Origin of the sequence: Pseudomonas silensiensis (genome assembly GCF_050434865.1) — a bacterium.
Classification (GTDB): Bacteria; Pseudomonadota; Gammaproteobacteria; order Pseudomonadales; family Pseudomonadaceae; genus Aquipseudomonas; species Aquipseudomonas fluorescens_W.
Map to the genome: position 1 here is coordinate 215,620 of NZ_JBNDJH010000005.1, position 13,809 is coordinate 229,428.

Below are 13,809 nucleotides of genomic sequence, written 5' to 3' on the forward strand. Positions count from 1 at the left end.
CCTGATAAACCCGGTGCCGTGAACGTTGCGCCACGCAACACTGGCCCCGGGTTTCAGTAATCACAGCGCGACGTTGGCCTTCCACTTTTGGTGTGGAATAGGCAACTTGCACGAATCACCTCGCCCCATCGGGAAGTACTGAAACCCCCGGTGTGTGAGACGCTCTGCGTCGTACAGGTTGCGGCCATCAAAGATCACGGGGGCTTTGAGTCGTTTGTGGATCAGGTCGAAGTCCGGCGCCTTGAATTGTTGCCACTCGGTGCAAATGATCAGCGCATCGGCTCCACTGAGCGTCGCTTCCGGTGTGCCCATCAGGCTCAGGTTGGGGTGGTCCCGATACAACGATTGGGTCTGCTGCATCGCCTCTGGATCGAATGCCCGGACCTGTGCGCCTGCTTCCCACAGAGCTTCCATGAGCACCCGGCTGGGGGCATCGCGCATGTCATCGGTGTTGGGTTTGAATGCCAGGCCCCACACGGCAAAGGTCCTGCCGCGCAAATCGCCCTTGTAGAACGCGTTGATGCGCTCGAACAGCTTGTGTTTCTGCCGCTGGTTGATGGCTTCCACTGCCTGCAATAAATCATTGGAGCATTGAGCTTGCTGTGCACTGTGGATCAGCGCGCGCATGTCCTTGGGGAAGCATGAGCCGCCATAACCGCAGCCAGCATAAATAAAATCGTAGCCGATGCGTGAGTCGGCGCCGATGCCCAGGCGCACCGATTCGATGTCTGCACCGAGGTGTTCGGCCAGTTCGGCGATCTGGTTGATGAAGCTGATCTTGGTCGCCAGCATGCAGTTGGCGGCGTACTTGGTCAGCTCGGCGCTGCGCAGGTCCATGAACATGATGCGGTCATGGTTACGATTGAACGGCGCATAAAGCTCTCGCATCACGTCGCGCACATCATCACGCTCGCAGCCAATGATGATCCGGTCCGGGCGCCGGCAATCGGCGACGGCCGAACCTTCCTTGAGAAACTCTGGGTTAGAGACAATATCGAAATCCAGTGTTTGGTCGTAACGCCGCAGGGCTTCAATAATCCGATCGCGCAGGGCGTCACCCGTGCCCACCGGCACTGTGGATTTCTCAACGATAATGATGGGTTCGCTACGATGTCGAGCGATGGCTTCGCCCACCGAGAAGACACTACTCAAATCCGCTGAGCCGTCCGGACGTGAAGGCGTGCCCACAGCGATAAACAAAACCTGGCAATGCTCCACGGCTAACTTTTCTTCGCAGGTGAAACGTAGCCTTCCGTTATCCAGGTTGTCCTTGACCAACTCAGCCAGGCCAGGTTCAAAGATGCTGACTTGACCCTGATTAAGGGCTGTCACTTTTTCGTAGTCGATGTCCATGCAAACAACATCATGACCGACCTCTGCCAGGACGGTTGCCTGGACAAGACCGACATAGCCGCTACCGAATACGCTGATTTTCATGGGGCACGACCACTAACTTGGCGATGAGCACCGGGTTGAATGTGAACTTGCTCTACGGCGGCAATTTCTTCATCACCGATACTGGGGCGGGAGAACGGAAGAAACGCTTGACTCATGGGGGCCTCGGGGCTGAAGAATGAATAGCCTTGGATGCTAAAAAACATCGATGCAATGACAGCGTAGACGCTAAAACGAAAGCTGCATCAATCAGTTACCTGAAATACTTGATCAAACGCTCCAGTAAATTTTTTGTGCCAGGGTGGGTAAGCGAGTGGTCGCAATGGGGCTGCCTGCATTCATTGAGGTTAATCGCGGTTTTGTGAAAGGAGCATGAAAAACCGGTTGGCGAATCGTTCATCTGCAAACAAGACACACACTATTAAAACTTTGATCGCACTCACGCCTTAATGGGCAAAGTCTTACAGCTGTTGGTGGTTTTGTATTACGTCCAAGTCATTTTGGTTTTTATTGCTCTCTAATTGTTCGAGATTACTTTGATTAAATGATTTGCCAGCTGCCGACACGATTAGTTGCCAGAGTGTGCCGGTCGAAGGATCGGTTTGATTTTTGAGCGCTCAAGGTTTGCTGCGAATGTGGGCATGGCCGATGGATTCCCGGCAGTGGTCCGCCGACTATCGAACCGCCATTGGCCAGCGGCTCGACCTGACCTTGGTGGACGGCTCGCAGATCAACTGAACACGCTTGGTGCCCTTTAAAAAGGCTTGTTTGTAGCCCCTTTTCATTACCATCTTTCGCCGCTCACAAAATTTTCATTTCTTTTTTATTATAAGCCTCTGTAGGTACAGAAAAACCTTGCGATCAAGCAGAGTGATTTATGGAAGTGACTGTTGTTGGTAGTGGCTATGTCGGTGCGGCACAGCCAACCCGTTTAGCAGAATTGTGTCGTCGGATGTGTGGTAAAGATGTTAACGCCAGCCATGTTGCCGACGGAAAAAACGCCATTGCGTTTTCTGGACTCATCCTCGCCGAAGACATCAACGGGACGCAGGAACTGTCTTACTACGCCGTTGGGGCAGATGCGAAAGGACGAGGCCTATGAGAATACTGATAACCGGCGTCGCAGGTTTTATCGGGTTCCACACTGCGAAGCGCCTGTGCAGCGACGGCCACCAGGTTGTTGGCATCGACAACCTCAACAGCTACTACAGCGTTGAGTTGAAACAGGCTCGGCTTTCGCAGCTGGCTGAATGCCGCAATTTTCAGTTCCAGTTGCTGGATGTGGCAGACAAACAAGCGCTGCTGGATTTGTTTGCTGAAAAGGAGTTCGAGCAAGTCATCCACCTGGCTGCCCAGGCCGGTGTGCGTTATTCCATCGACCACCCGGACACCTACGCGCAAAGCAATCTGGTGGGATTCCTTAACGTGTTGGAAGCCTGTCGTGCTCATATGCCGGCGCATCTGATTTACGCCTCAAGTAGCTCGGTGTACGGATTGAACGAGCACTTACCGTATGCCACGACCGACCCTGTCGATCGGCCGGTGTCGTTCTATGCCGCTACCAAGCGCGCCAATGAACTGATGGCCCACGCCTACTCGCATCTCTACGGCATTCCCACTACCGGTCTGCGTTTTTTTACCGTGTATGGGCCTTGGGGTCGACCCGATATGGCGCTGTTCAAATTCACTGACGCCATTCTTAACGGTCGCACCATTGACGTGTACAACGACGGCGCGATGTCTCGCGATTTCACCTATATCGACGACATCGTCGAGGGTCTTGTGCGATTGATACCGCTGCCACCTACCGATGAGACCGGCGCGCGAAACAAGGTTTACAACATCGGCTTTGGCGCGCCGGTAAAGCTTCTGGAATTTGTCGAGTGCATTGAAGAGGCGCTGGGAATCCGCGCAATAAAAAATTTCATGCCACTGCAGTCAGGCGACGTCGTCAACACCTGGGCGGACACTCGCGAGCTGGAGGATCGTGTGGGTTTTCGCCCACAGATCACGGTGTCTACCGGCGTGCAGTCGTTTGTCGATTGGTACCGCAATTATTACGGCGTTTAGCCACTCACTTCTCAGCTTTCTTACGGAAACGTCATGCAAGAAACTCCTTATGTGTCGGTCTTGATTCCGGCAAAAAACGAAGCAGGTAATCTCATTCCACTTTTGGAGGAAGTGCGTGCCGCGTTAGTCAACGAGACCTTTGAAGTCATCGTGGTTGACGATGGGAGCACCGACGCCACCGCCACCGAATTACGAACGTTACAAAGTAGTGGTTACAGTCAACTGAGGGTGCTCAGTCATGCTCGTTCGCTCGGGCAGAGCACCTCGATTTACCACGCGGCTGAAGTGGCGCGTGGGCATTGGTTGGCAACCCTTGATGGTGATGGCCAGAACGATCCGGCCGATCTACCGAAAATGCTGGACCTGGTTCGTGGTTCGGAGGGTAAACCCGGAGGCGTAAAACTGGTGGCGGGTCACCGCGTAAATCGCCGGGATACGGCGAGCAAACGCTGGGCTTCGCGATTTGCCAACAATCTGCGCAGTAGCCTGTTGAAAGATCAAACTCCCGACACCGGTTGCGGTATCAAATTGATTGAACGTGAAGCTTTTCTGCGCCTGCCATATTTCGATCACATGCACCGCTATATTCCTGCCCTGATCCGCCGTCACAACGGCCGAATGTTGGTTCAACCGGTGAACCACCGTGAACGTGGCACAGGGGTTTCCAATTACGGAAACCTCGACCGAGCCCTCGTGGGCATTGTTGATTTGTTCGGGGTGTGGTGGCTGATAAAACGCACCCGCCTGGAAGTCAACGCACAAGAAACCGAGGTTTGACATGGGCAGAGAATCTTTGTGGTTGGCCATTGGCTTCGCTGGCCAGTTGGCATTTACCGGGCGTTTTGCTCTGCAGTGGCTGTACAGCGAATACAAAAAACGCAGCGTTATTCCTGTCGGGTTCTGGTACCTGAGCATCGTCGGCAGTGCACTGCTGTTGGCGTACGCAATCTACCGTGAGGACCCGGTTTTTATTGTCGGCCAGTCCTTCGGTTTCATTGTGTACCTGCGCAACTTGCAGTTGATCGCCAAGTATCGTGAGCGGGAAAGCCACGAACTGGAAAAAAAGGACTGAGACGGTGCGGATACGACTATCTTCTTCGCGGTTAGAGCTTTTGGCTTTTGTGGTGTTGACGTTGGTCATGGTGGGCGCCGGTCTTGGCTGGCGCCAGCCGTTGAACGTCGATGAAGAGCGCTTTCTCGGCGTAGCCCTGGAAATGATGCAGAACGGTTCGTGGTTTATTCCACATCGTGCTGGCGAAATTTACGCAGATAAACCTCCGCTTTTCATGTGGGCTGTGGCGCTGTTCGTGCAACTTACCCACCTCCCAAAAGTAGCCCTTTACTTGCCCGCGCTATTAGCGAGTGCCGTGACTACGGCCTGTTTGTATGACCTGGGTCGTCGCTTGTGGGGGCGGCGTGTAGGTGTGATTGCAGCGCTATTGTTTCTTGCGACCTACCAGACTTACAGCATTTTACGGACTGGGCAGATTGATGGTTTTCTGGCCCTTTGGATAATTCTGGGGATCTATGGTTTATGCCGGCACTTGCTGCTCGGCCCGGCTTGGCGTTGGTATTACGTTGCCTGTGCAGCAATGGGGTTTGGCATCATCAGCAAAGGTGTGGGCTTTCTGCCGGTGTTGATGCTGATCCCCTACGCGTATGCGGTACGTAAAGGCTGGAAAGGCGTGGTGCCCATGCCTGGCAAAGCGAAAGCCTGGTGGTTGGGGCTGCTGGTAGCGTTAGCTGCAATCTCGGTATGGCTGGCGCCTCTGTTGGTGATCGTGCTACAGGGCAGTTCCGATAGCCTGGCTTACGCCCAGGAAATCTTGCTGAAGCAAACAGCTGGCCGTTACGCCAACGCTTGGGAACACCGCGAACCCTTTTGGTATTTCTTCGTCAAGGTTATCCCGAAGTATTGGGTGCCGATTTTCTTCATGCTCCCATGGCTGGTGCCCGCTTGGCGCAAGCAACTGGCCAAGCACGACGGTCGAGTGTTGGTGCTACTCGGTTGGGTCGTCCTGGTGTTGTTGTTTTTTAGCCTGAGCAGTGGCAAACGCAAGCTGTATATCTTTCCTGCGTTACCCGCACTGATTCTGTTAGTGGCGCCGCTCATTCCCTGGATGCTGCGCCGTTGGTTCAGCAAGCGTCCGAAGGGCAGAACGGTATTTGTTGTACTGACCGCCGTGTGGTTGTGCGCGTGGTTTGTCCGCGGCTTCATCGAGCCCCATAAAGAAGGCATTAACCCTCACGAAACCATCATGCGTGAAGTGGCGCGACTGACCGGAAATTCCGAGTTGGTGCTGGTCAGCTGGCGTGAGGGGCACTGGTTATTCGCGCAGCAACCTATTGTGCATTTTGGTTTCTCGGACCACGGCTCTCTGGAGCAATCTGCCATGTGGCTTCGTAGCCACCCGCAGGCCTATGCCTTGGTGCCCGCACGCGATTTGGCCCGCTGTTACGACCCGGAAAAAGCTCGCAGCGTTGGCGATACCTCAAGAGCCGAGTGGTTCCTGGTGGGGGCGGATGCGGACAACCATAGTTGCCAGGCCTCCGCGCCAGACAAGGTTTATCAATTCGTGTGGAAGCATTCCCTGTGACGGCCGGAGTTGTTTTATGAATATTGAATCGAATGTGGCTCTGGTCTTGCGCAGAGCTCAGCGACGACATCGGCTGCGCATTGTGATTGTGCTGTTGCTGTTATCAGGGGTGCTTGGGACTGCTTCCTATCGCTTCTACTGGCACCAACAGCTGTACCACTTTGTTTTGCAAACCTGGGGCGGCCCCGCTGTAGTAAAGCCAGGTTTGTGGTTGCCGGGGTTTACGCCTGATGTGGTGGCTAAGCCAATAGAGGGCATTGTAGAAGACCTCTCAGGCATCACCTACGACTACGACCATGACCGGTTGCTGGCCATTACCAATGGCGGGGTCATGCAAATTGTCGCTCTCGACCGCGCGGGTAATGTACTTGAGCGTTATCCGCTTGAAGGTTTTGACGATACCGAAGGATTGGCCTACATGGGCAATGGTCGAGTCGTTGTCTCTGAAGAGGGAGATCAACGTCTGACCTTTATTCAGCTACCCGAGAAGTCTGCGACCCTTCGAAAGGGAACAGAGCCGTTCATCACCGTAGGCGTCAATCTGAGCACAAACAACAAGGGCTTTGAAGGGGTGACCTATGACCCTGTAGGGGACCGGTTATTTGCGATCAAGGAGCGCGACCCGCGACAGTTGTATGAGATTGATGGCGTGTCGAAGAGCCTGAATGGAAACCTGTCCATCAACCTGATCGATCGAACTGAATGGGTGAACCATAGCGTTTTTGGGCGTGACCTGGCCGACGCTTATTACGATCCCGGCACTGGCCATCTCGTTTTACTCAGCGAGCAGTCCAAATTATTGATTGAGCTGGATAAAGAAGGGCGCTTTGTCAGCTACAAAAGTCTGCTCGAAGGCGTGAAGGATTATTTCTCGCCCAAGGTGTATCCAGAAGGCGTAACCATGGATGCGCAAGGGCATTTGTATGTCGTGGCGGAGCCGAATTTGTTCTATTCGTTTAGTCGTAAACCCTGAAGTTGCTTTCCCAACGATGCTCTTCGGGTGCGCCGAAGAGCATCTTTGGGTGGTCCGCCTGTGCTTTTCCTCAGCGAGAAGCTGCCGCTGAAAGGGCGCTTAAACGAGCGCCATACAGGACATGATTTGTCTCAATGGTGAGGCGAACCAGCCCTGGAATCATTGTATCTATATGTTTCTCCTCAGCTTTGACTGCCTGAACTCCTCATCGCTTTGACGACATTTTGCTAATTTGTCGTGTAGATTTAACTCCCCTCCAAATGAGTCGTAACTCAGCGTATTCAAAGACAAGAATGTCTCAATGCTGATGACTTGTCGGCCAATCGGCACAGCAATTTGCAATCTGGAGGGAAGCACAACAAGGAGTTTTCAATGCGTTTGCCCGCTTCATCCCCGCTGCGTTTCCTACGGATGATCACAGGCCTGTGGCTCGTGATCTTTTTCCTCACCCGCCTGGTGTTACTCGCCACTCATCTTTCAGAGTCGGGCACTGCATTTGCGTCGATCTTTGGGATCGGCGTCTTATACGACCTGAGTTTTTTACTGTACGCCGCACTGCCGATGAGCCTGTATGTGCTGCTGTGCCCACCGTCGCTGTGGCGTTCACGTGGTCACCGCTGGTTTTTACAGGGGCTGCTGACGCTCAGCGTTTTCGCCATGTTATTTACCGCGGTGGCTGAATGGCTGTTCTGGGACGAGTTCGGCGTGCGCTTCAATTTTATTGCCGTGGATTATCTGGTGTACTCCGACGAGGTGTTGAACAACATTCTGGAGTCCTACCCCATCGGCAAATTGCTTGGCGGGCTGGCGGTTATCGCGGTTGTTATTTGTATTGCCCTGCACAAACCTCTACAGCGGATAATGGGTGCGCCGTTGCCTACCTGGCGCCAGCGTTTGCTGAGTGTCGGTGTGATTTTCGCAATGACTGCTGTTGTTCTGTTGGTCGTTGACCAGGACACTCCACGGGGCAAAGGCGGCAATACCTATCAACATGAGCTGGCCAGTAATGGTCCATATCAGTTCTTTGCCGCATTTCGCAACAACGAGCTGGACTACGATCAGTTCTATGGCACCTTGCCGGCCAACGTGGTTGGCCAGCACATCCGCCAGGAGCTGGCGGAAGGTGACGTGCAATTCATCGGTAAGGATTCTCTCGATGTCCGCCGTACCGTGACCCGGAACGATAAGACCCCGCGACATAACATTATTCTGGTGACTATCGAAAGCTTCAGCGCCAAGTACATGGGCAGCAACGGGAACCCCGACAACCTGACACCCAACCTCGATCAACTGCGTAAAGAGAGCCTGTACTTCAACAACTTTTATGCCACTGGCACCAGGACGGACCGCGGCCTGGAAGCCATTACGTTGTCCATCCCGCCGACGCCGGGACGCTCTATTGTCAAACGGGTTGGCCGTGAAAGTGGTTTCGCAAGCCTGGGCCAACAGCTGAATCACGTCGGTTACGACAGCGTGTTTGTGTATGGCGGCCGTGGCTACTTTGACAACATGAATGCGTTCTTCGGCGGTAATGGTTATCGGGTCGTGGATCAAAGCAGTGTCGATGAAGCGGAGATCCATTTCAAAAATGCCTGGGGTATGGCTGATGAAGACCTCTACCAGCAAACGTTGAAGCTGGCAGACGAGAATTTTGCCAACCAAAAACCGTTCCTGCTGCAACTGATGACGACCTCCAATCATCGTCCATACACTTACCCTGAAGGCAGGATCGATATTGCATCCGGTGACGGTCGTGATGGCGCGGTGAAATACACCGACTATGCAATCGGCAAGTTTCTTGAAGCAGCCCGAAAGAAAGCCTGGTTCGACGACACTATCTTCGTCTTTGTCGCTGACCACACCGCTGGCAGCGCGGGTAAGGAAGATCTCCCGATTCGTAACTACCAAATCCCTTTGTTCATCTATGCGCCCAAGCTCATTCCTGCGCGTGAAGACGGCCAGCTTGCGAGTCAGATCGACCTGGCTCCAACCCTGCTGGGTCTGTTAAACCTCAATTACGAATCGACATTTTTCGGTCGTGATTTGCTTCAGCCTTCCACCTTGCCGCCTCGCGTGTTGGTAGGCAATTACCAACACCTTGGCCTGTTCGATGGTAAAGATCTGGCGATTCTCAGCCCCCGAGCGATGTTGCGACGCCACGATGACGCGCTGGGTGCCAGCAATGAGGTGACGGTTCAGCTCGACGATCCCTTGGTCGCACGTGCGATTACCTACTACCAGGCCGCGAGTTATGGTTTCACCCATCGCTTGTTGAATTGGCCCGGCAGTGAAAGCATCACCAAGCAATAACTCCCGCCACTAATCGCCCCCGTATACCAGTCTATTGGTGCGGGGGCTGACTCGCCGCCGTGGCTTTAATTGTACGGTTCGACTCTTCAGACCGGCCAGTATCAGCCGATTGCTGCCTCTGGCAGTCTAGTTTTTCTTCTTGATGAGTTTATTCATGTAGTACTTCAGGCTGAAACGATCTTTGGGCCTTGGTTTGTAGTGGGTTTTGTTTCTTTGCGCGGGATCGATCACCAGGGTCCCAGCGGTGTAGTAATAAAGCGCTATGGACCTGCGCGTGATGTGCTCTGGCGTTGTTAAAGGCTCTGGGTGCCCATGATTGCTGTCTTTGTCGGTGTTGAAAATCACACATCGATTGTAGATGGGCAGGACTTTTTTAAGGCAGTTCTTCATGCCGACATCCCAAAGTTCAAGGTTGCCGCCGTATTCCTCTCGCCAGTCTTCATTTAGATAAATGATGATATTCAGTCTGCGCTCGACATTAAGCTTTTTGTTGAGCCTGAAGTCCGAGTGTACCCCCAGGAAACCACCACTTTTCGTTTCATGCAGACCGCCACCCGCAAAGTAGGGATCGGGTATCAAACCTTCGATGCCGGTGAGCTTTTCAAGAAACTGCAACATGGGGGCCGAGTTAAAGGCGTTGAAAATAGTCTTCAAATGGGGGCCGCATTCGTTGGGGCTGATTTGACGTTTTCGTTGACCTTTATAGCCGCGCTCGTAGAGCATTTCGTTGTTGGTTGGCTCGACTGGGAAGTGCGAGCAGATACTCGCAATCAGCGCTTCATCCAGGAAATTATCGATGACGATGTGCGGAAATGGCGTGGCCTGAATATAGCGACTGGCCAACGAGGAACCCAAGGCGCTGGCGGCGTTCTGGTCGAAATCAAGCGCCGGGGAGAGGGTCATGGGTAGTGCTTGAGTGATGGGGGCCATTGCCGCTCCAATAACTTGATATAAAGACGTGTGGGTGACTTCAAGCAGTGTCTCTTCGACGCTTAACTTTTGCTGTCTTCTTTTTTCAGGCGCTTAAGGATGTCGTTGTACATTTTGGTTCGTCTATGCGTCTTTTCATAGCCGCCAGCCGCTGCGACAGTGCCGGACTGCATGTGATCCAGATAACTGAAGATTTTACGCGGTGATAACATTTCAACGACATAGCCCAGCTCGGTCATGCGGTCTTGGAGGGTGTAGCCAGGCACGCGATCGTCCATCGAAAAATGCATGTTGTGCTGCTTGATAAGTTTGCAGTTCCACAACGTACAGAAACTCTTCAAGTACACTTCTCTGTACGGTTTCGGTTCTCTGGAACGTAATCCCATGGAGATTTTCAGGTGCCTGAAATGGTGTTTGAACAGGCGTGAGCTAAAGCGCCAAAGCGTTCTCGTGGTACCGCGGTTTAATTGCTCAACACAACCGACGGCTACGACTTTCTGGTTTTTCAAACATTTATTCAGCATCATCGGGAAAACATTTTTATCGAAAACAAATGTGTCGGTGTGCATCAGGAATAAATAGTCAGTGTCAATTCGCTCCAGAACCAGGTCTAGTGCTTTGCCATGCGCGATATGGCCCGGTTCTGGTTCAGAAACAGAACGCTCGATCAAATTGATCCAGTCAAGACTTCGTAAGTACTCGGTGCTTTCATCAGCGGAATAGTTGTCAACTACCCATATCGGGACGCCGTGACTGCCCAGATGCTGGTGCAATAAGTCCAGGCAAATCTTGGTGATTTCGGGTGTTTTGTAATTGACTATAACGATGCTGAAGGTTTTAGAGTTGTCAGCCAGGGAACTTGTGTTATTCATCGTTCAGGTGCCCAATGATATTGCATGTTGTTGTTGGGATAATTGAATCTGTATACAGCTTTCGCTTATTTGTTTGCGCAAAGTTTAGCGTGGCTATAGAGCGCAATTTGTTAAGCTGCTTTGTCATACATAATAACCATAACTTACTTGGGCCTGAAGGAGAGCAGTAGATGCGGACTTCATCGTATAAGGATCTGCGCTGTAGGTAAACATCCGTGACTTAATTCGTTACACGTCCCCCCGCCAGCGATCTCCCGAGCAAGCATCCTGCTGGTTAGTCGCAGGCACGGAGATTACTGTCGATGGCCAAATTAAAGAGCGTCAGATCCCGTGTCTTTTCTGCGAGCTGGAGTCTTGCCCGTATGGCCCGGACATCTCTGACTCGGAGTGGGGCTTTCTGCCCGAGCTTGCTGTAGATACGTCGAGCTGCTGCCGAACAGGTGGCAACCAGCGCTATTCGTCCACGCTGATACCCGATCCCCCCAATTCGTTGGGGACGTCCTTCAGCTTGGGCAAGCCATCCTTGATGCGCAGCACGGTCTCCTGATAGTGGACGTGAACGCCTGGCGAATACGCAAGATCCGGGATGACCGCGGCATACACATCGATGAGCCCCATCCCTGGGTGTTCAGTGAAGATGTGCCCGCCACACGTCTTGCACCACTTGCGGTAACTGCGCGGTGTCTTGTTGTAGGTGCCGATGTTGTCTGCACCGCGAGTGACTTGCACTGCCTCGGGTTTCCACAGCGTGAAGGCATTGACCGGCCCCGCTGACCAATGCCGACACGACTCGCAATGGCAGTAGTCCATTCCGACCGGCTCGCCACTGACGGTGAACTCGACTGCGCCGCAAAAACAACTGCCCTTGTAAGACTGTTCAATGCTCATGGCATGACTCCTTGATGATACCGCCGGACTTCATTCGTCGATGTAACGCACCGCTGTCGCCGGCGTGCGCCGCACTTGCAGTTCGAAAATGTCAGGGCGCGCGTAATGCCCGGTGACGTCGAGCGCCCGCCGCGCTGGTGCCACGAGTGCGACGTCGATGTCCGCATACAAAATGCCTGCCTCTCGGTGTAACGGACCGGCCACGATCCGGCCTTGAGGGCTGACCACCACCGAGTCGCCGTCGTTGATCCATTCATCCGGATCGGGAAACAGTTGCGCACGAGCCGGGAAGTCGTCGGGGATATCACTGCCGCGCAGCACGGTGCCGCTGCCGAGCACCCAGCAGCGGCCCTCGAGAGCAATGTGACGCATCGTGCTGATCCAGCCCTCGCCGGTGTCGTACGTGGGGGCGATGTAGATTTCCACCCCTTGGGCATACAGAGAATAGCGTGCCAGCGGCATGTAGTTTTCCCAGCAGATGAGCGTACCCACGCAGCCGACCGGTGTATCGACTGTGCGCAACCCGGATGCATCACCGAAGCCATGCACCATGCGCTCGGGATTGGTTGGCATCAGTTTGCGGTGGCGGTTGAGCACTTCGCCGTTAGTGCCGATAACGACTACGCTGTTGTAGAGCGTGCCGCCACCCTGTTTTCGGTCGCATTCATCAATGCCGCACACGATCGTCACGGCGTGAGTTCTGGCGGCCTCGCACAATTCGCTCAGGTCTCCGTTCGCGATATCGACGGCGTTGGCCAGTAGCCGCGTGTGCAACTGGCCCATTACCGCCCCGTCCTTTCCCGCCGCCAGCCGCCAGATCCACGACGGGTAACCTGGAATGTACGATTCGGGCAAAACGATCAGCGAGGTTCCCGCTGCCGCGGCCTCCGTGACCGATTGCACGGCCCGGGCGATCGTCGCGCTGCGGTCGAGCAGAACGGGCGGGCGCTGAATGATGGCGACCTTGGTCATGGCGTGCTCCTTTGGTCTTTGGCTTTCGAGGTTTCAGCGTGCGCGTAGCGAAGTGGCGGGGCTAGTTCAGAATCTGAAGCGTTGTAATGGCGGAGCCAAGGCAATGGACGAAAGCTACGGTCAGTTCTGTACGGTCGCGCGCGGTGCTGAAGCCCTGTGCGAACGCTGGACACCTTTGGTCGTGCGCGAGTTGCTGTGCGGCAGCAAGCGCTTCAATGAACTGCACCGCGGCGTGCCCCGGATGTCCACCAACCTGCTGGCACAGCGGCTGCGCCATTTGCAAGAAATCGGCGTCGTGCACCGCACGGCCACCGGCAAAGTCTGGGAGTACAGCCTGACCGAGGCGGGCGAGGAGTTGCGCCCCATCATCATGGCGCTAGGGCATTGGGGCGCGCGCTGGATCGGCAGTCGCCTTCGCGATGACGAACTCGATGCGGGCCTGCTCATGTGGGACGTGCGCCGGTTCGTGCGCATCGAGACGTTCCCGTCCCGACCGGTGGTCATCCAGTTCAAGTTCCGCGACGCGCGACCCGGCGAGCAAGCGTGGTGGCTCGTGGTTGAACAGGGCGTGGCAGACCTCTGCCGCGACGATCCCGGACGCGAACTGACACTCGTCGTGGACTCCAGCGTGCGCGCGTTGACCGAGGTGTGGACGGGCGACCGCACACCGCGGGAGGTTCTTCAATCGCGAGAGCTGCGTGTAGATGGCGCGGTGAAGGATGCGGAAAGCTTGTGGCGCTGGCTTGGCACAAGCGCGTTCGCGGGTACCCGGAGCGCTGCACGCTAGCGCTGGCAGCCTCCG

Annotated in this window: 13 protein-coding genes and 2 pseudogenes; 8 read left to right on the top strand and 7 right to left on the bottom strand. The window is 54.5% G+C overall.

Annotated features, from left to right (window positions below):
- Positions 1 to 60 precede the first annotated feature (60 nt).
- Together QF010_RS09475 and QF010_RS09480 are read right to left on the bottom strand one after the other, a co-directional pair.
- Entirely contained in the window at positions 61 to 1,437 is a 1,377-nt protein-coding gene (locus tag QF010_RS09475) for a UDP-glucose dehydrogenase family protein (RefSeq protein ID WP_429532982.1), read from the bottom strand.
- A gap of 44 nt (positions 1,438 to 1,481) precedes the next feature.
- Positions 1,482 to 1,553, bottom strand: a pseudogene (locus tag QF010_RS09480) (hypothetical protein); the annotation flags it as partial.
- A 719-nt stretch (positions 1,554 to 2,272) separates the two neighbouring features.
- On the opposite strand from QF010_RS09480, the gene QF010_RS09485 reads away from it, so the two are divergent.
- The 7 genes from QF010_RS09485 to QF010_RS09515 all read left to right on the top strand — a co-directional run bounded on the left by QF010_RS09485 (position 2,273) and on the right by QF010_RS09515 (position 9,345).
- Entirely contained in the window at positions 2,273 to 2,497 is a 225-nt protein-coding gene (locus QF010_RS09485; protein ID WP_082459192.1) for a hypothetical protein, read from the top strand.
- Positions 2,494 to 3,465 (top strand): NAD-dependent epimerase, encoded by a 972-nt coding sequence (locus tag QF010_RS09490; protein ID WP_033060090.1) that lies wholly within the window; start codon positions 2,494 to 2,496, stop codon positions 3,463 to 3,465. The genes QF010_RS09485 and QF010_RS09490 overlap by 4 nt, the downstream gene beginning before the upstream one ends.
- 33 nt (positions 3,466 to 3,498) lie before the next feature.
- Complete coding sequence (locus QF010_RS09495) at positions 3,499 to 4,242, top strand: glycosyltransferase family 2 protein (RefSeq protein WP_033060091.1); 744 nt, start codon at positions 3,499 to 3,501, stop codon at positions 4,240 to 4,242.
- A 1-nt stretch (position 4,243) separates the two neighbouring features.
- Positions 4,244 to 4,537 (top strand): lipid-A-disaccharide synthase N-terminal domain-containing protein, encoded by a 294-nt coding sequence (locus tag QF010_RS09500; RefSeq protein WP_033060093.1) that lies wholly within the window; start codon positions 4,244 to 4,246, stop codon positions 4,535 to 4,537.
- Positions 4,538 to 4,604: 67 nt separating this feature from the next.
- Positions 4,605 to 6,062 carry an ArnT family glycosyltransferase gene (locus tag QF010_RS09505; RefSeq protein WP_429513077.1) on the top strand — a complete coding sequence of 486 codons (1,458 nt, stop codon included), beginning with the start codon at positions 4,605 to 4,607 and terminating at the stop codon, positions 6,060 to 6,062.
- A 16-nt stretch (positions 6,063 to 6,078) separates the two neighbouring features.
- The gene (locus QF010_RS09510; RefSeq protein WP_033060096.1) at positions 6,079 to 7,035 is read left to right on the top strand and encodes an SdiA-regulated domain-containing protein; all 957 of its coding nucleotides are present in this window, start codon (positions 6,079 to 6,081) and stop codon (positions 7,033 to 7,035) included.
- A 372-nt stretch (positions 7,036 to 7,407) separates the two neighbouring features.
- Positions 7,408 to 9,345 carry an LTA synthase family protein gene (locus tag QF010_RS09515; RefSeq protein ID WP_429532983.1) on the top strand — a complete coding sequence of 646 codons (1,938 nt, stop codon included), beginning with the start codon at positions 7,408 to 7,410 and terminating at the stop codon, positions 9,343 to 9,345.
- Between the two features lie 126 nt (positions 9,346 to 9,471).
- Here the strand turns inward: QF010_RS09515 and QF010_RS09520 are convergent, their stop codons facing one another.
- The 5 genes and pseudogenes from QF010_RS09520 to QF010_RS09540 form a co-directional block, all read right to left on the bottom strand.
- Positions 9,472 to 10,275: a 2OG-Fe(II) oxygenase gene (locus QF010_RS09520; RefSeq protein ID WP_033060100.1), complete on the bottom strand. Its 804-nt coding sequence runs from the start codon at positions 10,273 to 10,275 to the stop codon at positions 9,472 to 9,474.
- A gap of 62 nt (positions 10,276 to 10,337) precedes the next feature.
- Positions 10,338 to 11,147: a glycosyltransferase gene (locus QF010_RS09525; RefSeq protein WP_429532984.1), complete on the bottom strand. Its 810-nt coding sequence runs from the start codon at positions 11,145 to 11,147 to the stop codon at positions 10,338 to 10,340.
- Positions 11,148 to 11,424: 277 nt separating this feature from the next.
- Positions 11,425 to 11,604: pseudogene (locus QF010_RS09530) on the bottom strand (integrase); the annotation flags it as partial.
- Positions 11,601 to 12,035 carry a GFA family protein gene (locus QF010_RS09535; protein WP_429532985.1) on the bottom strand — a complete coding sequence of 145 codons (435 nt, stop codon included), beginning with the start codon at positions 12,033 to 12,035 and terminating at the stop codon, positions 11,601 to 11,603. The pseudogene QF010_RS09530 and the gene QF010_RS09535, both read right to left, overlap by 4 nt.
- Before the next feature lie 30 nt (positions 12,036 to 12,065).
- Positions 12,066 to 13,007, bottom strand: coding sequence for a carbon-nitrogen hydrolase family protein (locus QF010_RS09540; protein ID WP_429532986.1), 942 nt, complete (start codon positions 13,005 to 13,007; stop codon positions 12,066 to 12,068).
- A gap of 103 nt (positions 13,008 to 13,110) precedes the next feature.
- Here QF010_RS09540 and QF010_RS09545 point away from each other — a divergent pair, with 103 nt between their 5' ends.
- Positions 13,111 to 13,794, top strand: a complete 684-nt coding sequence (locus QF010_RS09545; RefSeq protein WP_033060107.1) for a winged helix-turn-helix transcriptional regulator — start codon at positions 13,111 to 13,113, stop codon at positions 13,792 to 13,794.
- Positions 13,795 to 13,809 lie beyond the last annotated feature (15 nt).